The organism is Streptomyces sp. NPDC014907 (genome assembly GCF_055562975.1).
On the sequence record NZ_JBVHEG010000002.1, the window covers coordinates 127640 to 142691 of the forward strand.

Annotated in this window: 15 protein-coding genes; 10 read left to right on the forward strand and 5 right to left on the reverse strand. The window is 74.5% G+C overall.

The features are described 5' to 3' along the window. Positions 1-63: 63 nt before the first annotated feature. Positions 64-816, forward strand: a complete 753-nt coding sequence (locus tag ACZ3IL_RS05970) for a TetR family transcriptional regulator (protein WP_467387067.1) — start codon at positions 64-66, stop codon at positions 814-816. A 31-nt stretch (positions 817-847) separates the two neighbouring features. On the opposite strand, the gene ACZ3IL_RS05975 is transcribed toward ACZ3IL_RS05970, so the two are convergent. Beyond that, a complete protein-coding gene (locus ACZ3IL_RS05975; RefSeq protein ID WP_467387069.1) occupies positions 848-1348 on the reverse strand; it encodes a GNAT family N-acetyltransferase in 501 nt (166 codons plus the stop codon). A 38-nt stretch (positions 1349-1386) separates the two neighbouring features. On the opposite strand from ACZ3IL_RS05975, the gene ACZ3IL_RS05980 reads away from it, so the two are divergent. Then, the gene (locus ACZ3IL_RS05980) at positions 1387-2307 is read left to right on the forward strand and encodes a TIGR01777 family oxidoreductase (protein ID WP_467387071.1); all 921 of its coding nucleotides are present in this window, start codon (positions 1387-1389) and stop codon (positions 2305-2307) included. 395 nt (positions 2308-2702) lie between these two features. Further along, positions 2703-4013 carry an NAD(P)/FAD-dependent oxidoreductase gene (locus tag ACZ3IL_RS05985; RefSeq protein WP_467388169.1) on the forward strand — a complete coding sequence of 437 codons (1311 nt, stop codon included), beginning with the start codon at positions 2703-2705 and terminating at the stop codon, positions 4011-4013. 15 nt (positions 4014-4028) lie between these two features. On the opposite strand, the gene ACZ3IL_RS05990 is transcribed toward ACZ3IL_RS05985, so the two are convergent. Continuing rightward, positions 4029-5495: a regulator gene (locus ACZ3IL_RS05990; protein WP_467387073.1), complete on the reverse strand. Its 1467-nt coding sequence runs from the start codon at positions 5493-5495 to the stop codon at positions 4029-4031. A gap of 372 nt (positions 5496-5867) precedes the next feature. Between ACZ3IL_RS05990 and lipB the strand changes: the two genes are divergently transcribed. The 4 genes from lipB to ACZ3IL_RS06010 all read left to right on the forward strand — a co-directional run bounded on the left by lipB (position 5868) and on the right by ACZ3IL_RS06010 (position 8934). Then, positions 5868-6665 carry a lipoyl(octanoyl) transferase LipB gene (gene lipB / locus ACZ3IL_RS05995; RefSeq protein ID WP_467387075.1) on the forward strand — a complete coding sequence of 266 codons (798 nt, stop codon included), beginning with the start codon at positions 5868-5870 and terminating at the stop codon, positions 6663-6665. A gap of 119 nt (positions 6666-6784) precedes the next feature. Continuing rightward, positions 6785-7741, forward strand: a complete 957-nt coding sequence (gene lipA / locus ACZ3IL_RS06000; RefSeq protein WP_467387077.1) for a lipoyl synthase — start codon at positions 6785-6787, stop codon at positions 7739-7741. A gap of 262 nt (positions 7742-8003) precedes the next feature. Further along, positions 8004-8219, forward strand: a complete 216-nt coding sequence (locus tag ACZ3IL_RS06005) for an SCO2195 family GlnR-regulated protein (protein WP_388696430.1) — start codon at positions 8004-8006, stop codon at positions 8217-8219. A 10-nt stretch (positions 8220-8229) separates the two neighbouring features. Beyond that, entirely contained in the window at positions 8230-8934 is a 705-nt protein-coding gene (locus ACZ3IL_RS06010; protein ID WP_467387080.1) for a DUF4191 domain-containing protein, read from the forward strand. Positions 8935-9001: 67 nt separating this feature from the next. Here ACZ3IL_RS06010 and ACZ3IL_RS06015 read toward each other — a convergent pair whose 3' ends face one another. Then, the gene (locus ACZ3IL_RS06015; RefSeq protein ID WP_467387082.1) at positions 9002-9469 is read right to left on the reverse strand and encodes an RDD family protein; all 468 of its coding nucleotides are present in this window, start codon (positions 9467-9469) and stop codon (positions 9002-9004) included. Between the two features lie 243 nt (positions 9470-9712). On the opposite strand from ACZ3IL_RS06015, the gene glnA reads away from it, so the two are divergent. Next, positions 9713-11137, forward strand: coding sequence for a type I glutamate--ammonia ligase (glnA, locus tag ACZ3IL_RS06020; protein ID WP_467387084.1), 1425 nt, complete (start codon positions 9713-9715; stop codon positions 11135-11137). A 116-nt stretch (positions 11138-11253) separates the two neighbouring features. Here the strand turns inward: glnA and ACZ3IL_RS06025 are convergent, their stop codons facing one another. Then, positions 11254-11529: a hypothetical protein gene (locus ACZ3IL_RS06025; RefSeq protein ID WP_388696415.1), complete on the reverse strand. Its 276-nt coding sequence runs from the start codon at positions 11527-11529 to the stop codon at positions 11254-11256. 147 nt (positions 11530-11676) lie between these two features. Here ACZ3IL_RS06025 and ACZ3IL_RS06030 point away from each other — a divergent pair, with 147 nt between their 5' ends. Continuing rightward, complete coding sequence (locus tag ACZ3IL_RS06030; protein WP_467387087.1) at positions 11677-12036, forward strand: arsenate reductase family protein; 360 nt, start codon at positions 11677-11679, stop codon at positions 12034-12036. Positions 12037-12261: 225 nt separating this feature from the next. On the opposite strand, the gene ACZ3IL_RS06035 is transcribed toward ACZ3IL_RS06030, so the two are convergent. Continuing rightward, positions 12262-13194 (reverse strand): Gfo/Idh/MocA family protein, encoded by a 933-nt coding sequence (locus ACZ3IL_RS06035; RefSeq protein WP_467387088.1) that lies wholly within the window; start codon positions 13192-13194, stop codon positions 12262-12264. Positions 13195-13773: 579 nt separating this feature from the next. Here ACZ3IL_RS06035 and glnII point away from each other — a divergent pair. Next, on the forward strand, positions 13774-14814 hold the full coding sequence (gene glnII, locus ACZ3IL_RS06040) for a glutamine synthetase (RefSeq protein ID WP_467387089.1): 1041 nt from the start codon (positions 13774-13776) through the stop codon (positions 14812-14814). Positions 14815-15052: the final 238 nt, after the last annotated feature.

A 15052-nucleotide genomic window follows, 5' to 3' on the forward strand; every position in this document is an offset into this window, starting at 1 on the left:
GTCGGCGGTTTCCTCGAATGTCCTGCCACCGTACGCCCAAGTGGCACGTTTTGCCATGTCTGCATGTTGTGCACTCCTGGCAGTCGGGGGCGTACGCTGGGTGGCGTGAGCGACAAGACACCCCCGCGGACGCCCTCCCCGCCGACGACGCGGGCCCCTTCCCTGACGGAGCGCCGCAAGGCCGCCACACAACTGGACATCGCCCGCGCCGCCGCCGAGCTGTTCACCGAACGCGGGCCGGACGACACGACGGCCGAGGACATCGCCCTGCGGGCCGGGGTCGCGCTGCGCACCTTCTACCGGTACTTCCGCTCCAAGCAGGAGGCCGTCGCCCCGCTCCTCGCGGGCGGGGCCGACCGCTGGCGGGACGAGCTGGCCGCGACCCCGCCGGGCACGCCGCCGGCGGCCGCCCTGGAGCGGTCCGTCGCCGCCGCGCTCACCCCGGAGGACGCGGAGGCGGAGGAGGGCCTGCGCCGGACGCGGGGGCTGCTCCGGGCGGCGGCCGGGGACCCCGCCCTGCGGGCCGTCTGGTACCGGGTGAACCAGGAGTCCGAGGAACGGCTGCGCGACGTCCTCGCCGGGCTCGCCGGACCGGACGCCGACCCGCTGGAGGTGCGGCTCGCGGCGGCGGCGGCCACCGGTGCGATCCGGATCGCGCTGGAGAGCTGGGCCGGGGCGCGCCCGGACGCGCCGCTGCGCGGCGAGGGTGCCCCGGCCGGTCTCGCGGTGCGCTGCCTGCGCGGGCTGACGGGCGGAACGGGGCTGCCGGGGGCGGCAGGAGGAGAAAGGGAAGGGAAAGAGAAAGGGGAAGGCTAAGGCGAAGGGGCGGGCCCCGGCGCGTGAGGCCTCAGGCCGTCAGCGACCGGCCCATGCACACGTCGTCCACGTACTCCCCGTCGAGCAGGAACTCGCCCGGCAGCACGCCCTCCACCGCGAACCCCTCGGAGGCGTAGAGCGCGCGGGCCGGCGCGTTGTGGCCGAGGACCCGCAGGGTGAGCCGGGTGGCGCCCTCCTCCCGCGCCCGGTCCGCGGCGGCCCGCAGCAGGGCCCGCGCGACGCCCTTCCCCCGGGCGGCACCGGCGACCACGAGCCCCTGGATCTGGCGGACGTGCGCGTGGGAGGGCAGCGGGATCGGCTGGACGACCCGGACGTAGCCCACGAGCACGCCCCCGCGGAGCGCCACGAGGTAGTCCCCGGGCAGGTGCCGCTCGTCGAAGAAGGGCCCGTACGGCGGGACGGGCGGGGGCACCACCGCGTGCAGGGGGGACCAGGTGTCCCGGTCCAGCGCCGCGAGCGCGGCGTCGTCCTCGTGTCCGGCGGTGCGTATCCGAGTCTCCGGGGCGTTCATGGCCGTCACTGTGCCACGTCCCGCGCGACGAGGGCAGGATGGGTCCCATGCAGCCTTCAGCCCCCCGCAAGCGCGTCGCCGTCACCGGCGCCTCCGGCCTCATCGGTTCGGCCCTGGTCCGCTCCCTGCGCGCCGACGGCCACGACGTCCTCCGCCTCGTCCGCCGGCCGGCCCGCACCGCCGACGAGGTCGAGTGGGACCCGGGGCGGCTGTACGTGGACGCCGCCGGGCTCGTCGGCGTGGACGCGGTCGTGCACCTGGCGGGTGCCGGGGTCGGCGAACGGCGCTGGAACGAGGCGTACAAGAAGGAGATCCGGGACAGCCGGGTGCTCGGCACGACGGCGGTCGCGCGGGCGCTCGCCTCGCTCGCGGAGCCGCCGGAGGTCCTGGTGTGCGGCACGGCGCTCGGCTGGTACGGGGACACCGGGAGCCGCGCCGTGGACGAGAGCGCCCCGGCCGGGACGGGCTTCCTGCCGTCGGTGTGCGTGGAGTGGGAGGCCGCGGCGGCCCCGGCCGAGGAGGCCGGCATCCGGGTCGCGTACGCCCGCACCGGCCTGGTGGTGGCGCGCGAGGGCGGGGCGTGGGGCCGGCTCTTCCCGCTCTTCCGCGCCGGGCTCGGCGGCCGGCTGGGCGACGGCCGCCAGTACTGGTCGTTCATCTCCCTCCACGACGAGGTGGCCGCCCTGCGCCACCTCGTGGACACCCCGTCCCTGTCGGGCCCGGTGAACCTGACGGCCCCCGAGCCGGTCACCAACCGCGAGGTGACGGCGGCGATGGGCCGGGTCCTGCGCCGGCCGACCCTCCTGACCGTCCCGGCGCCGGCCCTGAGGATCGTCCTCGGGGACTTCGCGCAGGACGTGCTGGGGAGTCAGCGGGTCCTGCCGGGACGCCTGCTGGAGTCCGGTTTCGACTTCGCGTTCCCGACGGTCGACGACGCGATCCGGGCGGCGGCCGGCTGACCCGCTTCCCGCCGCCCCCTCCGCGCCCCTCCCTCCGCCCTTCCCCGCGCCACGCGTCCCGGCGCGGGCGGCGGGCACGGGCGGAAGCACCGGACGGGCTCGATGCGACCCGTGAACTCCGGTATCCCGGCGGGCCGTTGGGGGAATAGGCCTCCCACCGGCCGCGCCGACCCGGGGAGGGGAACGTGCTCAGCAGCGCAGACAACACGGACGACACCGCCAGCGCAGACAGCACACACCGCACAGCCAGCACGCACCGCACGACCAGCACCGCCGGTACAACCAGCACAGCCGGTACGGGCGGCACGCACCGCACAGCCGGCACCGTCGGTACGGCCGGCACCGCCGGCACGGGGAGCGCGCGCCGCGCGGACTCCGCGGAGAGCGTCGACGTCGTGGTGGTGGGGGCGGGGACCGGGGGCCTCGCCGCCGCCCGCCTGCTGACCGGCGCCGGGCTCTCCGTCGCCGTCCTGGAGGCGGAGCCCCGGATCGGGGGCCGGATGGCGACCGAGTCCGCCGACGGCTTCCTGCTCGACCGGGTGGGGCCGCTGCTCACCCTCTCGCACGAGGAGCTGCGGGCCCTTCCGGGGCTCGCCGGTCTCGCGCTGCGCCCCTTCGCGCCGGGGGTCCTCGTGCACAGCGACGGCCGGTACGCGCGATGGGGCGCTCCGCACCCCCGCCGGGCGGCCGGAGCGTCCCGGACGGCGGGCGGACGGAGCGCGGGGGGAGCGCACGGCATGGCGCGCGCCCTCGCGAGCGCCCCCCGGCATCCGGCGACCCCGCTCGACCAGGCGCGCCTCGGCGCGTCCCTCGTCCGGCTCGCCGCGACCCCGGCACAGCGGCTGCTCGCCCGCCCGGAGCGGACCGCGCTCGACGCCCTGAACGCGCGGCTGCCCTCCCGGACGGTCCAGGGGGTGCTGCGGCCGCTGCTCGCGGCGCTCCTGGCCGACCCGGACCTCGGCACCTCCAGCAGGCGGGCGGACCTCGCGCTGCGCGCCTTCGCACGGGGCCGGCTCGCCGTCCCGGAGGGCGGTTCGGCGGCGCTTCCGGAACGGCTCGCCGCCGCCCTGCCGCCGGGCACGGTCCGCACCGGCGTCCGGGTCACCGGGGTGTCCGTCTCCCGGGTCACGACCGCGGAGCACGGGGTGTTCCGCTGCCGGTCGGTGGTCGTCGCCACGGGGGCGCGTACGGCGGCGGCACTGCTGCCGGGCCTGCGGACGCCCGCGTTCCACACCGTGACGGTCCTCCACCACACGGCGCCGGCCGCGCCCACCGGGGACCCGGTGCTGCTCCTGGAGTCGGACCCGGGCGGGCCGGTGGCCCACACGGCCGTGATGAGCGCGGTGGACCCGCGCCGCGCCCCGGCGGGCCGGGCGCTGATCACCTCGACGGTGCTCGGGACGCCGCCGGACGACACGGAGCGCCGGGTGCGCAAGCACCTCGCCACCCTGTACGGCGCGTCGACCGACGAGTGGGAGCTGCTGGCCCTCCACCACACCCGGGACGCGGTCCCGTCGATGCGGCCCCCGCACGACGGTCACCGTCCGGTCCGGCTGCTCGCGGGCCTCTACGTCTGCGGCGACCACCGCGCCACGAGCACCCCCCGGGGCGCCCTCCTCTCGGGCCGGCGCGCCGCCCGCGCGCTCCTGGGGGACCTGGGGGTGCGGCCGCCCGCGCGGGACGCGGGGGCGAGGGAGACGGCCTGACCGCGCCGGGCCGGGTCAGCCGAGGGCGGCGACCCGGTCGCGGTAGGCGCGGACCGCGGCCGCGTCACGGTGGGGCTCCAGGCGGCGCTCGAAGTCGCGCACGTACTCCGCGGCGCGGGCCGAGCGCATCTCGGCGGCCTCCCCCGCGGCCTCGGCGCCGAGCGCGCAGGCCTGTTCGAGGTCGCCCAGGGCGAGCCGGGAGGTGGCGAGGACGACCCGGCAGAAGAGGCGGCTGCGGGCGAAGCCGGGGGCGCGGAGCTGGAGGGCGCGTTCGGCGTGCTGGGCGGCGAGGCGGTACTGCTGGAGGTCGCGGTGGCAGTGCCCGGCCTCGCCGGCGAGCTGCGCCTCGTCGAACGGCCTGGCCCAGTGCGGCACCTCGTCGCCGGGGCGGGCCGTCTCCAGGGCCCGTTCGGCCCGGACGAGGGAGGCGCCGCACGCGCGCGCCTCCCCGAGGACGGCGTGGCCCCGCGCCTCGACCGCGTGCAGCATCGCCTGGACGACCGGCGGCGCGGCGGGCCCGACGCCCTGCTGGGCGACCCGGGCGAGCTGCACGGCCTCCCGCCCGTGGCCGAGGTAGACGGCCTGGCAGCTCATGGTGAGGAGCACGTACGAGCCGTACGCCCGGTCCCCGGCCGCCTGCGCGAGGCGCAGCGCCTGCACGAAGTAGCGCTGGGCGAGGCCGTGGGCGGCGATGTCGTACGAGGTCCAGCCCGCGAGCCGGGTGAGGTCGGCGACGGCGGCGAAGAGGCGGCGGCCGGTGGCCTCCCCGTAGGTGCCGCGCAGCATCGGCTCGGCCTCGTGCTCCAGGTAGCGGACGAGGGCCTGGCGGGCGTGGCCGCCGCCGTAGGCGTGGTCGAGGGTGCGGAAGAGGTCGCCGACCGAGCGGAGGGCGGCGATGTCGCCGCCGGAGACCCGCTGCCCGGGGCCCCGGTCCGTGCCGCGCTGGCGGGGCACGGAGGAGCGGCCCTGGGCCGGCACCCGGGGGTCGCGCGGGGGCGTCCCGGCGGCGGAGCGGGGGACGGGTTCCCCGCGCGCGACCCGTTCGTCGGCGCGTCCGATCAGCCAGTCCCGGCTGGGGACGACCAGGCCCGCCGGGGTGAAGGCGATCTTGCGGAGTTCGGCGTGGCTGCCGGAGTCCTTGCGCCACAGGCCGCTGACGATGTCGACCGCCTCCTCGGGGGTGGCGGCGAACTCCAGGCCGGCGTAGACGGGGGCGCAGGCGTCGAGGCCGAGGTCCTGGGCGGAGAGCCGGCGGCCGAGGCGGCGGGTGAAGACCTCGGCGATGAGGGCGGGGGTGGTGCCGCGGGGCTGCTGGCCGCGGAGCCAGCGGGTCACGGAGGTCTTGTCGTACCGCAGGTCGAGCCCGTGTTCCAGACCGAGCTGGTCCACCCGTCTGGCGAGGCCCGCGTGGGAGAACCCCGCTTCGGCGATGAGCGCGGCGAGCTGGCGGTTCGGGATGCGCTGCGGGGGTCGTTCCGTCATCAGCTGTGCGGTCTCCTGCCTTCCGGGCCCGGGCGGCAGCCCCCTCGGACCCCCATGGAACGGCGTGAATTTAGCGGCCCCCACGGCCCGTACCACCGCCTTCGCCCCACATTCATCCGATCGTGTGAGGATCGATGGCCCCCTGACGCGGGCCCCCGGTGGCGGGCCGGGGCGGCCCGCCACCGGGAGGGGAGTGGCCCGCCACCGGGAGGGGGACGGCCCGCCACCGAAAGGGGGACGGCCCGCCGCACCCCCGTACGGGTGTTCCCGGCGCCGCCGTACAGTGGCAGGGGCGCGAATGACGCAGGGTGCCGAGCCGGCCCGGGACGATCCCCGGTCCCCCGCTCCCGGCACCCAGGAGGAGGCATGGCCGTGAGTGAGCTGCGATTCGTCCGTCTCGGTTTCGGCGACGGGGCCGTCGACTACCGGGTGGCCTGGGAGAAGCAGCGCGAGGTGCACGCCGCGCGGTTCGCCGACGAGATCGAGGACACCTGTCTGCTCCTGGAGCACCCGCCGGTCTACACCGCCGGCCGGCGCACCGCGGAGAGCGAGCGCCCGCTGGACGGGACGCCGGTGGTGGACGTCGACCGGGGCGGCAAGATCACCTGGCACGGCCCCGGCCAGCTGGTCGGCTACCCGATCATGAAGCTGCCCCGCCCGGTGGACGTCGTCGCGCACGTGCGCCGGCTGGAGGAGGCCCTGATCCGCACGGCCGCGGACTTCGGTCTGGAGACGACGCGGATCGAGGGCCGCAGCGGGGTGTGGGTGCTGGGCGACCCGGTCGAGCGGCGGCCGTCGCCCGGCGGGCTCTCGCTCGACTTCGACCCGCGCCTGACCGACGAGGAGTTCGACCCGCGCCTGAACGGGCCGGAGTACGCGCCCTCCAACGCCGGCCAGCGCCGCGAGGACCGGAAGCTGGCGGCGATCGGCATCCGCGTCGCCAAGGGCGTCACCATGCACGGCTTCGCGCTCAACGTGAACCCGGACAACGTCTGGTTCGACCGGATCATCCCGTGCGGCATCCGCGACGCGGGCGTCACCTCGCTCGCCGGCGAGCTGGGCCGGGACGTCACGGTCGAGGAGGTGCTGCCCGTGGTGGAGAAGCACCTGCGGGAGGTCCTGGAGCACGCGGAACTCGCGCCGCGGGCCGTGGAGCCCGCGTCCGCCTGAGGCACGGGCGGCCCCGGGAATGCGGGGCTCTGGCCACGGGTTGGCCGGACGTAGGCAAGGCATGGAAGCCACGGGCGTACCCTGGTGTACGCCGAAGAATCGAAGCTACAGGAGCCGATGTGTCCGCAGTCGCACCCGACGGACGCAAGATGCTGCGCCTGGAGGTCCGGAACGCCCAGACCCCCATCGAGCGCAAGCCCGAGTGGATCAAGACCCGGGCGAAGATGGGGCCCGAGTACACGAAGATGCAGGGCCTCGTGAAGAGCGAGGGCCTGCACACGGTCTGCCAGGAGGCGGGCTGTCCCAACATCTTCGAGTGCTGGGAGGACCGCGAGGCGACCTTCCTCATCGGCGGCGACCAGTGCACCCGGCGCTGCGACTTCTGCCAGATCGACACGGGCAAACCCGAGGCGCTGGACCGGGACGAGCCCCGGCGCGTCGGCGAGTCCGTCGTCACCATGGACCTGAACTACGCCACGATCACCGGCGTCGCCCGCGACGACCTGGAGGACGGCGGCGCCTGGCTGTACGCGGAGACCGTGCGCCAGATCCACCACCAGACGGCGGACCGCGAGGCGGGCCGCACGAAGGTCGAGCTGCTGGCCCCCGACTTCAACGCGGTGCCGGAACTCCTGGAGCAGGTCTTCGACTCCCGCCCCGAGGTCTTCGCGCACAACGTGGAGACGGTGCCGCGCATCTTCAAGCGCATCCGCCCCGGCTTCCGCTACGAGCGCTCCCTGGACGTCATCACGCGGGCGCGCGACTACGGTCTGATCACGAAGTCCAACCTGATCCTCGGCATGGGCGAGACCCGCGAGGAGATCAGCGAGGCGCTCCAGCAGCTGCACGACGCGGGCTGCGAACTGATCACGATCACCCAGTACCTGCGCCCCTCGGTCCGCCACCACCCGGTGGAGCGCTGGGTGAAGCCGCAGGAGTTCGTGGAGCTGAAGGAGGAGGCCGACGAGATCGGCTTCTCCGGCGTGATGTCGGGCCCGCTGGTGCGTTCCTCGTACCGGGCCGGACGGCTGTACCAGCAGGCGATGGAGAAGCGGGCCGCCGCGCCGAGCGCGTAGGCCCGTGTGAACCCCGGCACAGGCGCCCGCCGGGGGGCACGCGACGGATTCGACGCGGTCCGGACGCCCCCGCAGCTCAGCGGGGCCGTCCGGACCGCGTCGGCGTTCTCCCGCTGGGCCGTCCGGCCGCACGGCGGTTTCACCCGTGTTTGACCCCCGGGTCACGCCCTGGTAACACCGATCTGTGAGCCTGGTTCCACACAGCGCCACCACCCGCTCGCACCCCGCCTCGTCTCACCCGCCATCGAGGGAGGACCCCGTCATGCCGGCCGCACCGACGCACGTCCGCGTCACCGCGATCCCGTCCGTCACCGACGCCCTGAGGGCCGTCGAGTCGCTGCTCCTGGGCGCCGGGCAGCGCACCGCCCGGCGCAACGCCTGGAACTCCGTCCTGGAGGACCGCCGCCGCGCCAGGGACCGGGTGGAGGCCCAGCGCGTGATGGAGGTCGCGTCCGGCCGGGCTTCCCGGGCCACGTAAACTTCACAGCATGGCGAGGAAGGCACACACGAGCAGCGCTGACGCTGCCAATCCCGGGCGACTGAAGCAGATCGCCCTCACGTACAAGATGACCCGGAAGGCCGACCCCCGGGTCGGTCTCGTCGTCGCGGGCGTGGGCATCGGCGTACTCGGTGTCCTCCTCGCGATCGGCTTCCTCATCGGTCACCCGGTCTACCTGGGCGTCCTGGGCCTCGTCCTGGGTCTCCTGGCGGCGGCCATCGTCTTCGGGCGGCGTGCGGAGCGCGCGGCCTTCGGGCAGATGGAGGGCCAGCCGGGCGCGGCCGCGGCGGTGCTGCAGAACGTCGGGCGCGGCTGGACGACGACCCCCGCGGTCGCGATGAACCGCAGCCAGGACGTCGTGCACCGCGCGGTCGGCCGGGCCGGCATCGTGCTGGTGGCCGAGGGCAACCCGAACCGGGTCAAGACGCTCCTCGCGGCGGAGAAGAAGCGCATGAACCGCGTCGTGCTGGACGTGCCGGTGCACGACATCATCGTCGGTGACGGCGAGGGCCAGGTGCCCCTGAAGAAGATCCGCACGACCCTGCTCAAGATGCCCCGCGTCCTCACCGGCCCCCAGGTCACCGCGGCCAACGACCGGCTGCGGGCGATGGGCGACCTGATGAGCAACATGCCCCTCCCGAAGGGCCCGATGCCGAAGGGCATGCGCATGCCCCGCGGCGGGAAGATGCGCTGACGCTCCCCCCGTACATGGGGAGGGCCCCGGACCGCTCGGTCCGGGGCCCTCCCCATGTACGGGGGGGTCAGACGCGGATCTGGACGGCGCCGGAGAGGCGGTCGTGGAGGCCCCGGCCGTCGCGGTCCCAGATGAGGGCCGGGATCGCCAGGCAGACCAGGAACGAGCGGAGCACCGCACGCGGCGCCCCGAGCCGGCCGCCGTTCGCGGAGACGACCCGCAGGCGGAAGAGCAGCTTGCCCGGTGTGGCGCCGACGGTGCCGACCGTCAGGGCGCTCAGGACGAACAGGATGACGAGGGCCCAGTTGCCCGTGGCCTGGCTGTAGCCGTCGGTGATCAGGCCGTATGCGATCAGGGTGCAGAGGGCCCAGTCGACGGCGAGGGCGCCGAGCCGCCGCCCGGGACGGGCGATCGAACCGGGCCCCTCCTCGGGCAGTCCGAGCTGCTGACCGCGGTAGCCGAAGTCGACGCCGGCCTCCTCGGCCGCCGCGCGGGGGCCGGAGAGCCATGATCCGAGTACGTGCCTGTTGTCCACCCGACCACGGTACTGTGCCCGTTTTCGATCACTCCGTTCCGGGGGGTGGGAGGCGGGGTGACGGCGCCCGCGGGGCGTGGCGGGGTCACCGGCGGCACCCCTCCCGGTTAACGTCCACGAAACAAATGGGTCATGCTGGAGAAATCCCGCCTGCCTATGGTCGGGACCAGCGTGTGCCACCGCACCGGCCGCACGACCGAGCCGCAACCCCGCCCTCCCCGGGCCGGGACCAGGAGGAGTGGGATGTCCGAGAAGCACGGGTTCCAGAACGCCGACGAGGTCAACAAGTTCATCAAGGACAACGACGTCAAGATGGTCGACGTCCGTTTCTGCGACCTTCCGGGCGTGATGCAGCACTTCACGATCCCGGCGACGGCCTTCGACCCGGCGGAGGAGCTGGCCTTCGACGGCTCGTCGATCCGCGGCTTCCAGGCGATCCACGAGTCCGACATGTCGCTCCGCGCCGACCTGTCGACGGCCCGGGTGGACCCCTTCCGCCGCGACAAGACGCTCAACATCAACTTCTTCATCCACGACCCGATCACGGGCGAGCAGTACAGCCGTGACCCGCGGAACATCGCGAAGAAGGCCGAGGCGTACCTCGCCTCCACCGGCATCGCCGACACCGCCTACTTCGGCCCCGAGGCGGAGTTCTACGTCTTCGACTCGGTGCGCTTCGAGACCTCGGCGAACCAGGGCTTCTACCACATCGACTCCGAGGCCGGCGCCTGGAACACCGGCGCGGTGGAGAACAACCGCGGCTACAAGGTCCGCTACAAGGGCGGCTACTTCCCGGCCCCGCCGGTCGACCACTTCGCCGACCTGCGCTCGGAGATCTCCCTGGAGCTGGAGAACGTCGGCCTCCAGGTCGAGCGCCAGCACCACGAGGTCGGCACCGCCGGCCAGGCCGAGATCAACTACAAGTTCAACACGCTGCTCGCCGCGGCCGACGACCTGATGCTCTTCAAGTACATCGTGAAGAACGTCGCCTGGCGCAACGGCAAGACCGCGACCTTCATGCCGAAGCCGATCTTCGGCGACAACGGCTCGGGCATGCACGTCCACCAGTCGCTGTGGTCGAACGGCGACCCGCTGTTCTACGACGAGACGGGCTACGCGGGCCTCTCGGACACCGCCCGCTACTACATCGGCGGCATCCTCAAGCACGCCCCGTCGCTGCTCGCCTTCACCAACCCGACGGTGAACTCGTACCACCGCCTGGTCCCGGGCTTCGAGGCCCCGGTCAACATGGTGTACTCGCAGCGCAACCGCTCCGCCGCCATGCGCATCCCGATCACGGGCTCGAACCCGAAGGCCAAGCGCGTCGAGTTCCGCGCGCCGGACCCGTCCTCGAACCCGTACCTCGCCTTCTCGGCGCTGCTCCTCGCGGGCCTCGACGGCATCAAGAACAAGATCGAGCCGATGGAGCCGATCGACAAGGACCTGTACGAGCTGGCTCCGGAGGAGCACGCCAACGTCCCGCAGGTCCCGACCAACCTGGAGGCCGTCCTCACCGCCCTGGAGGAGGACAACGAGTACCTCCAGGCCGGCGGCGTCTTCACCGCGGACCTGATCGAGACCTGGATCGACTACAAGCGCACCCACGAGATCGCCCCGATCCAGCTGCGCCCGCACCCGCACGAGTTCGAGCTGTACTTCGACCTGTAGGCCGCCCCGGCCCCGGTACGGGCCGCACTCCGGCCCGCGGGCCGGGACGCTCCGCGAAGGCCGCCGCCCGGAAGGTTCCGGGCGGCGGCCTTCGCCGTTCGTTCGTGCTCTCCGGGTCAGCGGCCGTAGCGGATCAGGGTGCGGACCATGCGGCAGGTGGTGTCCGAGGGCGGGTGGATGCCGAGCTGCTCGGCCGTGGTGCGTATCGTCGCGTTCGTGGCCTTCGACGGGACGTAGACGCCGGCGTCGAGGAGGGCGATCGCGAGGCGCATGGCCTTCAGGCGCCGGTTGTGCGTGACGTACCACTCGCGGGGCCGGCCCGCGGGGAGCGGCTGCTTCCGGAGCGGCTTCCAGGGTTCGAGGGACGGCGTCCGGATCACGGCGAGAGCCATGGGCTACCTCCTGGCGAACGGTGGGTGCGGGCCCTCCTCGGGACCCTCACCTTCACCCCCGATTTTACTGCCCCCCACTGACAATCGGCCCTGGCCAGACCGGGTTTTCGGGGACGCGGGCGCGGGTCCGGGGGTACCTTGTGCGCCATGGAGATCTGGATCAATCCCGCCTGTTCCAAGTGCCGCGGCGCCCTCACCCTCCTCGACGCCGAGGGCGCCGAGTACACCGTGCGGCGCTACCTGGAGGACGTGCCCTCGCCGGACGAGATCCGGGAGGTGCTCGGGCGGCTCGGGCTCGAACCGTGGGACATCACCCGGACCGGGGAGGCCGAGGCCGGTGAGCTGGGGCTGAAGGAGTGGCCCCGGGACGCGGAGCACCGCGACCGGTGGATCGAGGCGCTCGCCGCGCACCCGAAGCTCATCCAGCGGCCCATCATCACGGCCGAGGACGGCACCGCCGTCGTGGGCCGCTCCGAGGAGGCCGTACGGGACGCGCTGTCCCGCTGAGGTCTGTGGGCCTGAGGCCTGTGGGTCCGTGGGCCTGGGGGTCTGTGGGCCTGTGGTCTGTGGGTCCGTGGGCCGGTAGGTCTGTAGGCCTGGGGCCCGGGTACGGGTGGCGGCCGGCTGGGGACCCGTCCGTGACGGGGACGGGCCGTCCGCCCCCGGTCACCGCCCCCGGTCACGGACGGTCGCGGACGGCCCGCCGTGGCCGGGGGCGGGTGTTCCGGGGGCTCAGACTCCCGTCGCGCCCGGCTCCGTCCTCGTCGCGGCCGTCTGGCGTTCCGCCTCCGTCAGGATCTCCGTCAGGCGCAGGCCGAAGCGGGCGTCGCAGGGGTGGGGGACGCCCGTGCGGGCCGCCGTGACCAGGGCGTCGACGGCCGCGCCGAAGGCCTCCACCGCGCCGCCCCAGCGGGGCAGTTCGGCCCGGCCCCGCGTGCCGTACAGGGCGAGGGCCGCCTCCGCCGCCTCCGGCGGGGCGCCGAGCGTGAGGGTCGCCGTGCTGCTCGCCCCCGAGGCGTGGCGCAGCACCAGGTGGTGGGTGTCGCCCGGGCCCGGCGCGGCGGTGATCCCGGTGACGTCGCCGAGGACCGGCAGGTAGACCGAGAGGACGTGCGGGCCGACGTCCCACAGGCCGCCCTTCTCGCGCCGCCAGGGCGATGCCGCGTAGGCGCTGGCCGAGCCGGGGCCGTAGAGCGACCCCAGCCAGTGGGCCTCGCCCAGGAACCAGCCGTCCGCCGCCGCCTGCTCCTCGATCCAGGCCGCCGTCGCCTCCGCGAACCGCAGCGTGCAGAAGACCACGGAGGCGACCCCGGCCGCCTCCACCGCCCCGGCCACCTCGCGGGCCCCGGCCACCGTCGTGGCGACCGGCTTGTCGAGGAGGACGTGGCAGCCCGCGGCGGCGGCCCGCACCGCGAGCGGTGCCTGCACGTCCGGCGGGAGGGCGATGGCCACGGCGTCGCTCGCCGCGAAGAGGGCGTCCACGTCCTCGTACGCGCGCGTGCCCGACGCGGCGGCCAGCGCCTCCGCCGCCTCCGGGCGTCTGCCCCACACCCCGCTGAACTCGACGTCGGGGTGCCCGGCGATCGCGGGCGCGTGGGTGCGACCGGCCCAGGGGCCGGTGCCGAGGAGTCCGATGCGGGGCCGTGCCCCGAGCTGCTTGGCCATGATCCCAGTCTGCCGGGTGGCCCGGCGGTACGGGCGGGAGGGCCCGGCCGCCGTACGGAAGGGCCTGTGCGCCGTACGGAAGGACCCGGCCGCCGTACGGGAAGGCCCGTGCGCCGTGGGGGGAGGTCCGGCCGCCGCACGGAAGGGCCCGTGCACCGTACGGAGGGACGCGGTCGCCGTCCGGCGCGCGGCGGGATCGTACACCGGGGTCCGGGCGGGCGGCGGACGCGTCCGGCACCCCGTACGCCGGGCCGATCCGGCGGACCCGGCCCGGCGGACCCGGGCGGCCGGGCCCGGGCGGCCGGGCCCGGGGGCTCCCGGGTGCGGGCGCCGTCGCGCGGAGGGGGCGGGAAGCGCGGGAGGGCCGAGTAACACGGGGTTCACACACGGGCAACCGACGGGAAACCGCGGGTTGCGAAGCTGCGGTCCGAAAGCACCGGCACGGAACGCCCCCGGGCGGGTCCGTGCGGAGACCGCAGCTTCTCGCAGCGCCGCGAGCCGCCGCGGGCAGCCGCCCTCGTCCGCCTCCGGGCGCGGGGAACCCCAGCAGCACGCCACGCGCCCTAAGGATGAGCCCCCGTGACCTTCAAGGCTGAGTACATCTGGATCGACGGCACCGAGCCGACCGCGAAGCTCCGCTCCAAGACGAAGATCATCACGGACGGGTCCCCGGCGCTCGGCGAGCTGCCGGTCTGGGGCTTCGACGGTTCCAGCACGAACCAGGCCAAGGGCCACGCCTCGGACCGCGTCCTCAAGCCGGTCTTCGTCTGCCCGGACCCGATCCGCGGCGGTGACGACGTCCTGGTCCTGTGCGAGGTCCTCGACACGGACATGACGCCGCACGAGTCGAACACGCGCGCCGCGCTGGCCGAGGTCTTCGACCGGTACGCCGCGCAGGAGCCGATCTTCGGCATCGAGCAGGAGTACACCTTCTTCGAGGGCACCCGTCCGCTCGGCTTCCCGGTCAACGGCTTCCCCGCCCCGCAGGGCGGTTACTACTGCGGCGTCGGCGTGGACGAGATCCACGGCCGCCAGGTGGTGGAGGCGCACCTGGAGAACTGCCTCAAGGCCGGTCTCGGCATCTCCGGCATCAACGCCGAGGTCATGCCGGGCCAGTGGGAGTTCCAGGTCGGCCCGCTGGCGCCCCTGGAGGTCTCCGACCAGCTGTGGGTGGCCCGCTGGCTGCTGTACCGCACGGCCGAGGACTTCGGCGTCGCCGCGACCCTGGACCCGAAGCCGGTGAAGGGCGACTGGAACGGGGCGGGCGCGCACACCAACTTCTCCACGAAGGCGATGCGCGAAGGGCCCGAGGGGTACGCCGCGATCATCACCGCGTGCGAGTCGCTGGGCGAGGGCTCGAAGCCGCTCGACCACGTCAAGAACTACGGCGCCGGCATCGACGAGCGCCTGACGGGCCTGCACGAGACCGCGCCGTGGGACGAGTACTCCTACGGCGTCTCGGACCGCGGCGCCTCGGTCCGCATCCCGTGGCAGGTCGAGCGGGACCGCAAGGGCTACATCGAGGACCGCCGCCCGAACGCCAACGTGGACCCGTACGTGGTGACCCGCCTCCTGGTGGACACCTGCTGCGAGGCCCTGGAGAAGGCCGGCCAGGTCTGATCCCGCCGCTCCCGGAAGGGGCGTCCGCCGTTCCGCACGGTGGGCGCCCCTTCCCGCGTCCGGGACGCGCGTGACCGGATCGGGGCCCTCCCGGGGGTCGTCCCCGCGTTTCCCTTCTGGTTCAATAGGGATATGGCCGATCCGCAGAACGACACCGTGACGGGCCGTCACGACCTCGAGCCGTTCTGGCCTTCCCGTCAGCATCACGACTTCGACCGGGTGTGTTGCCGCGCGAGGA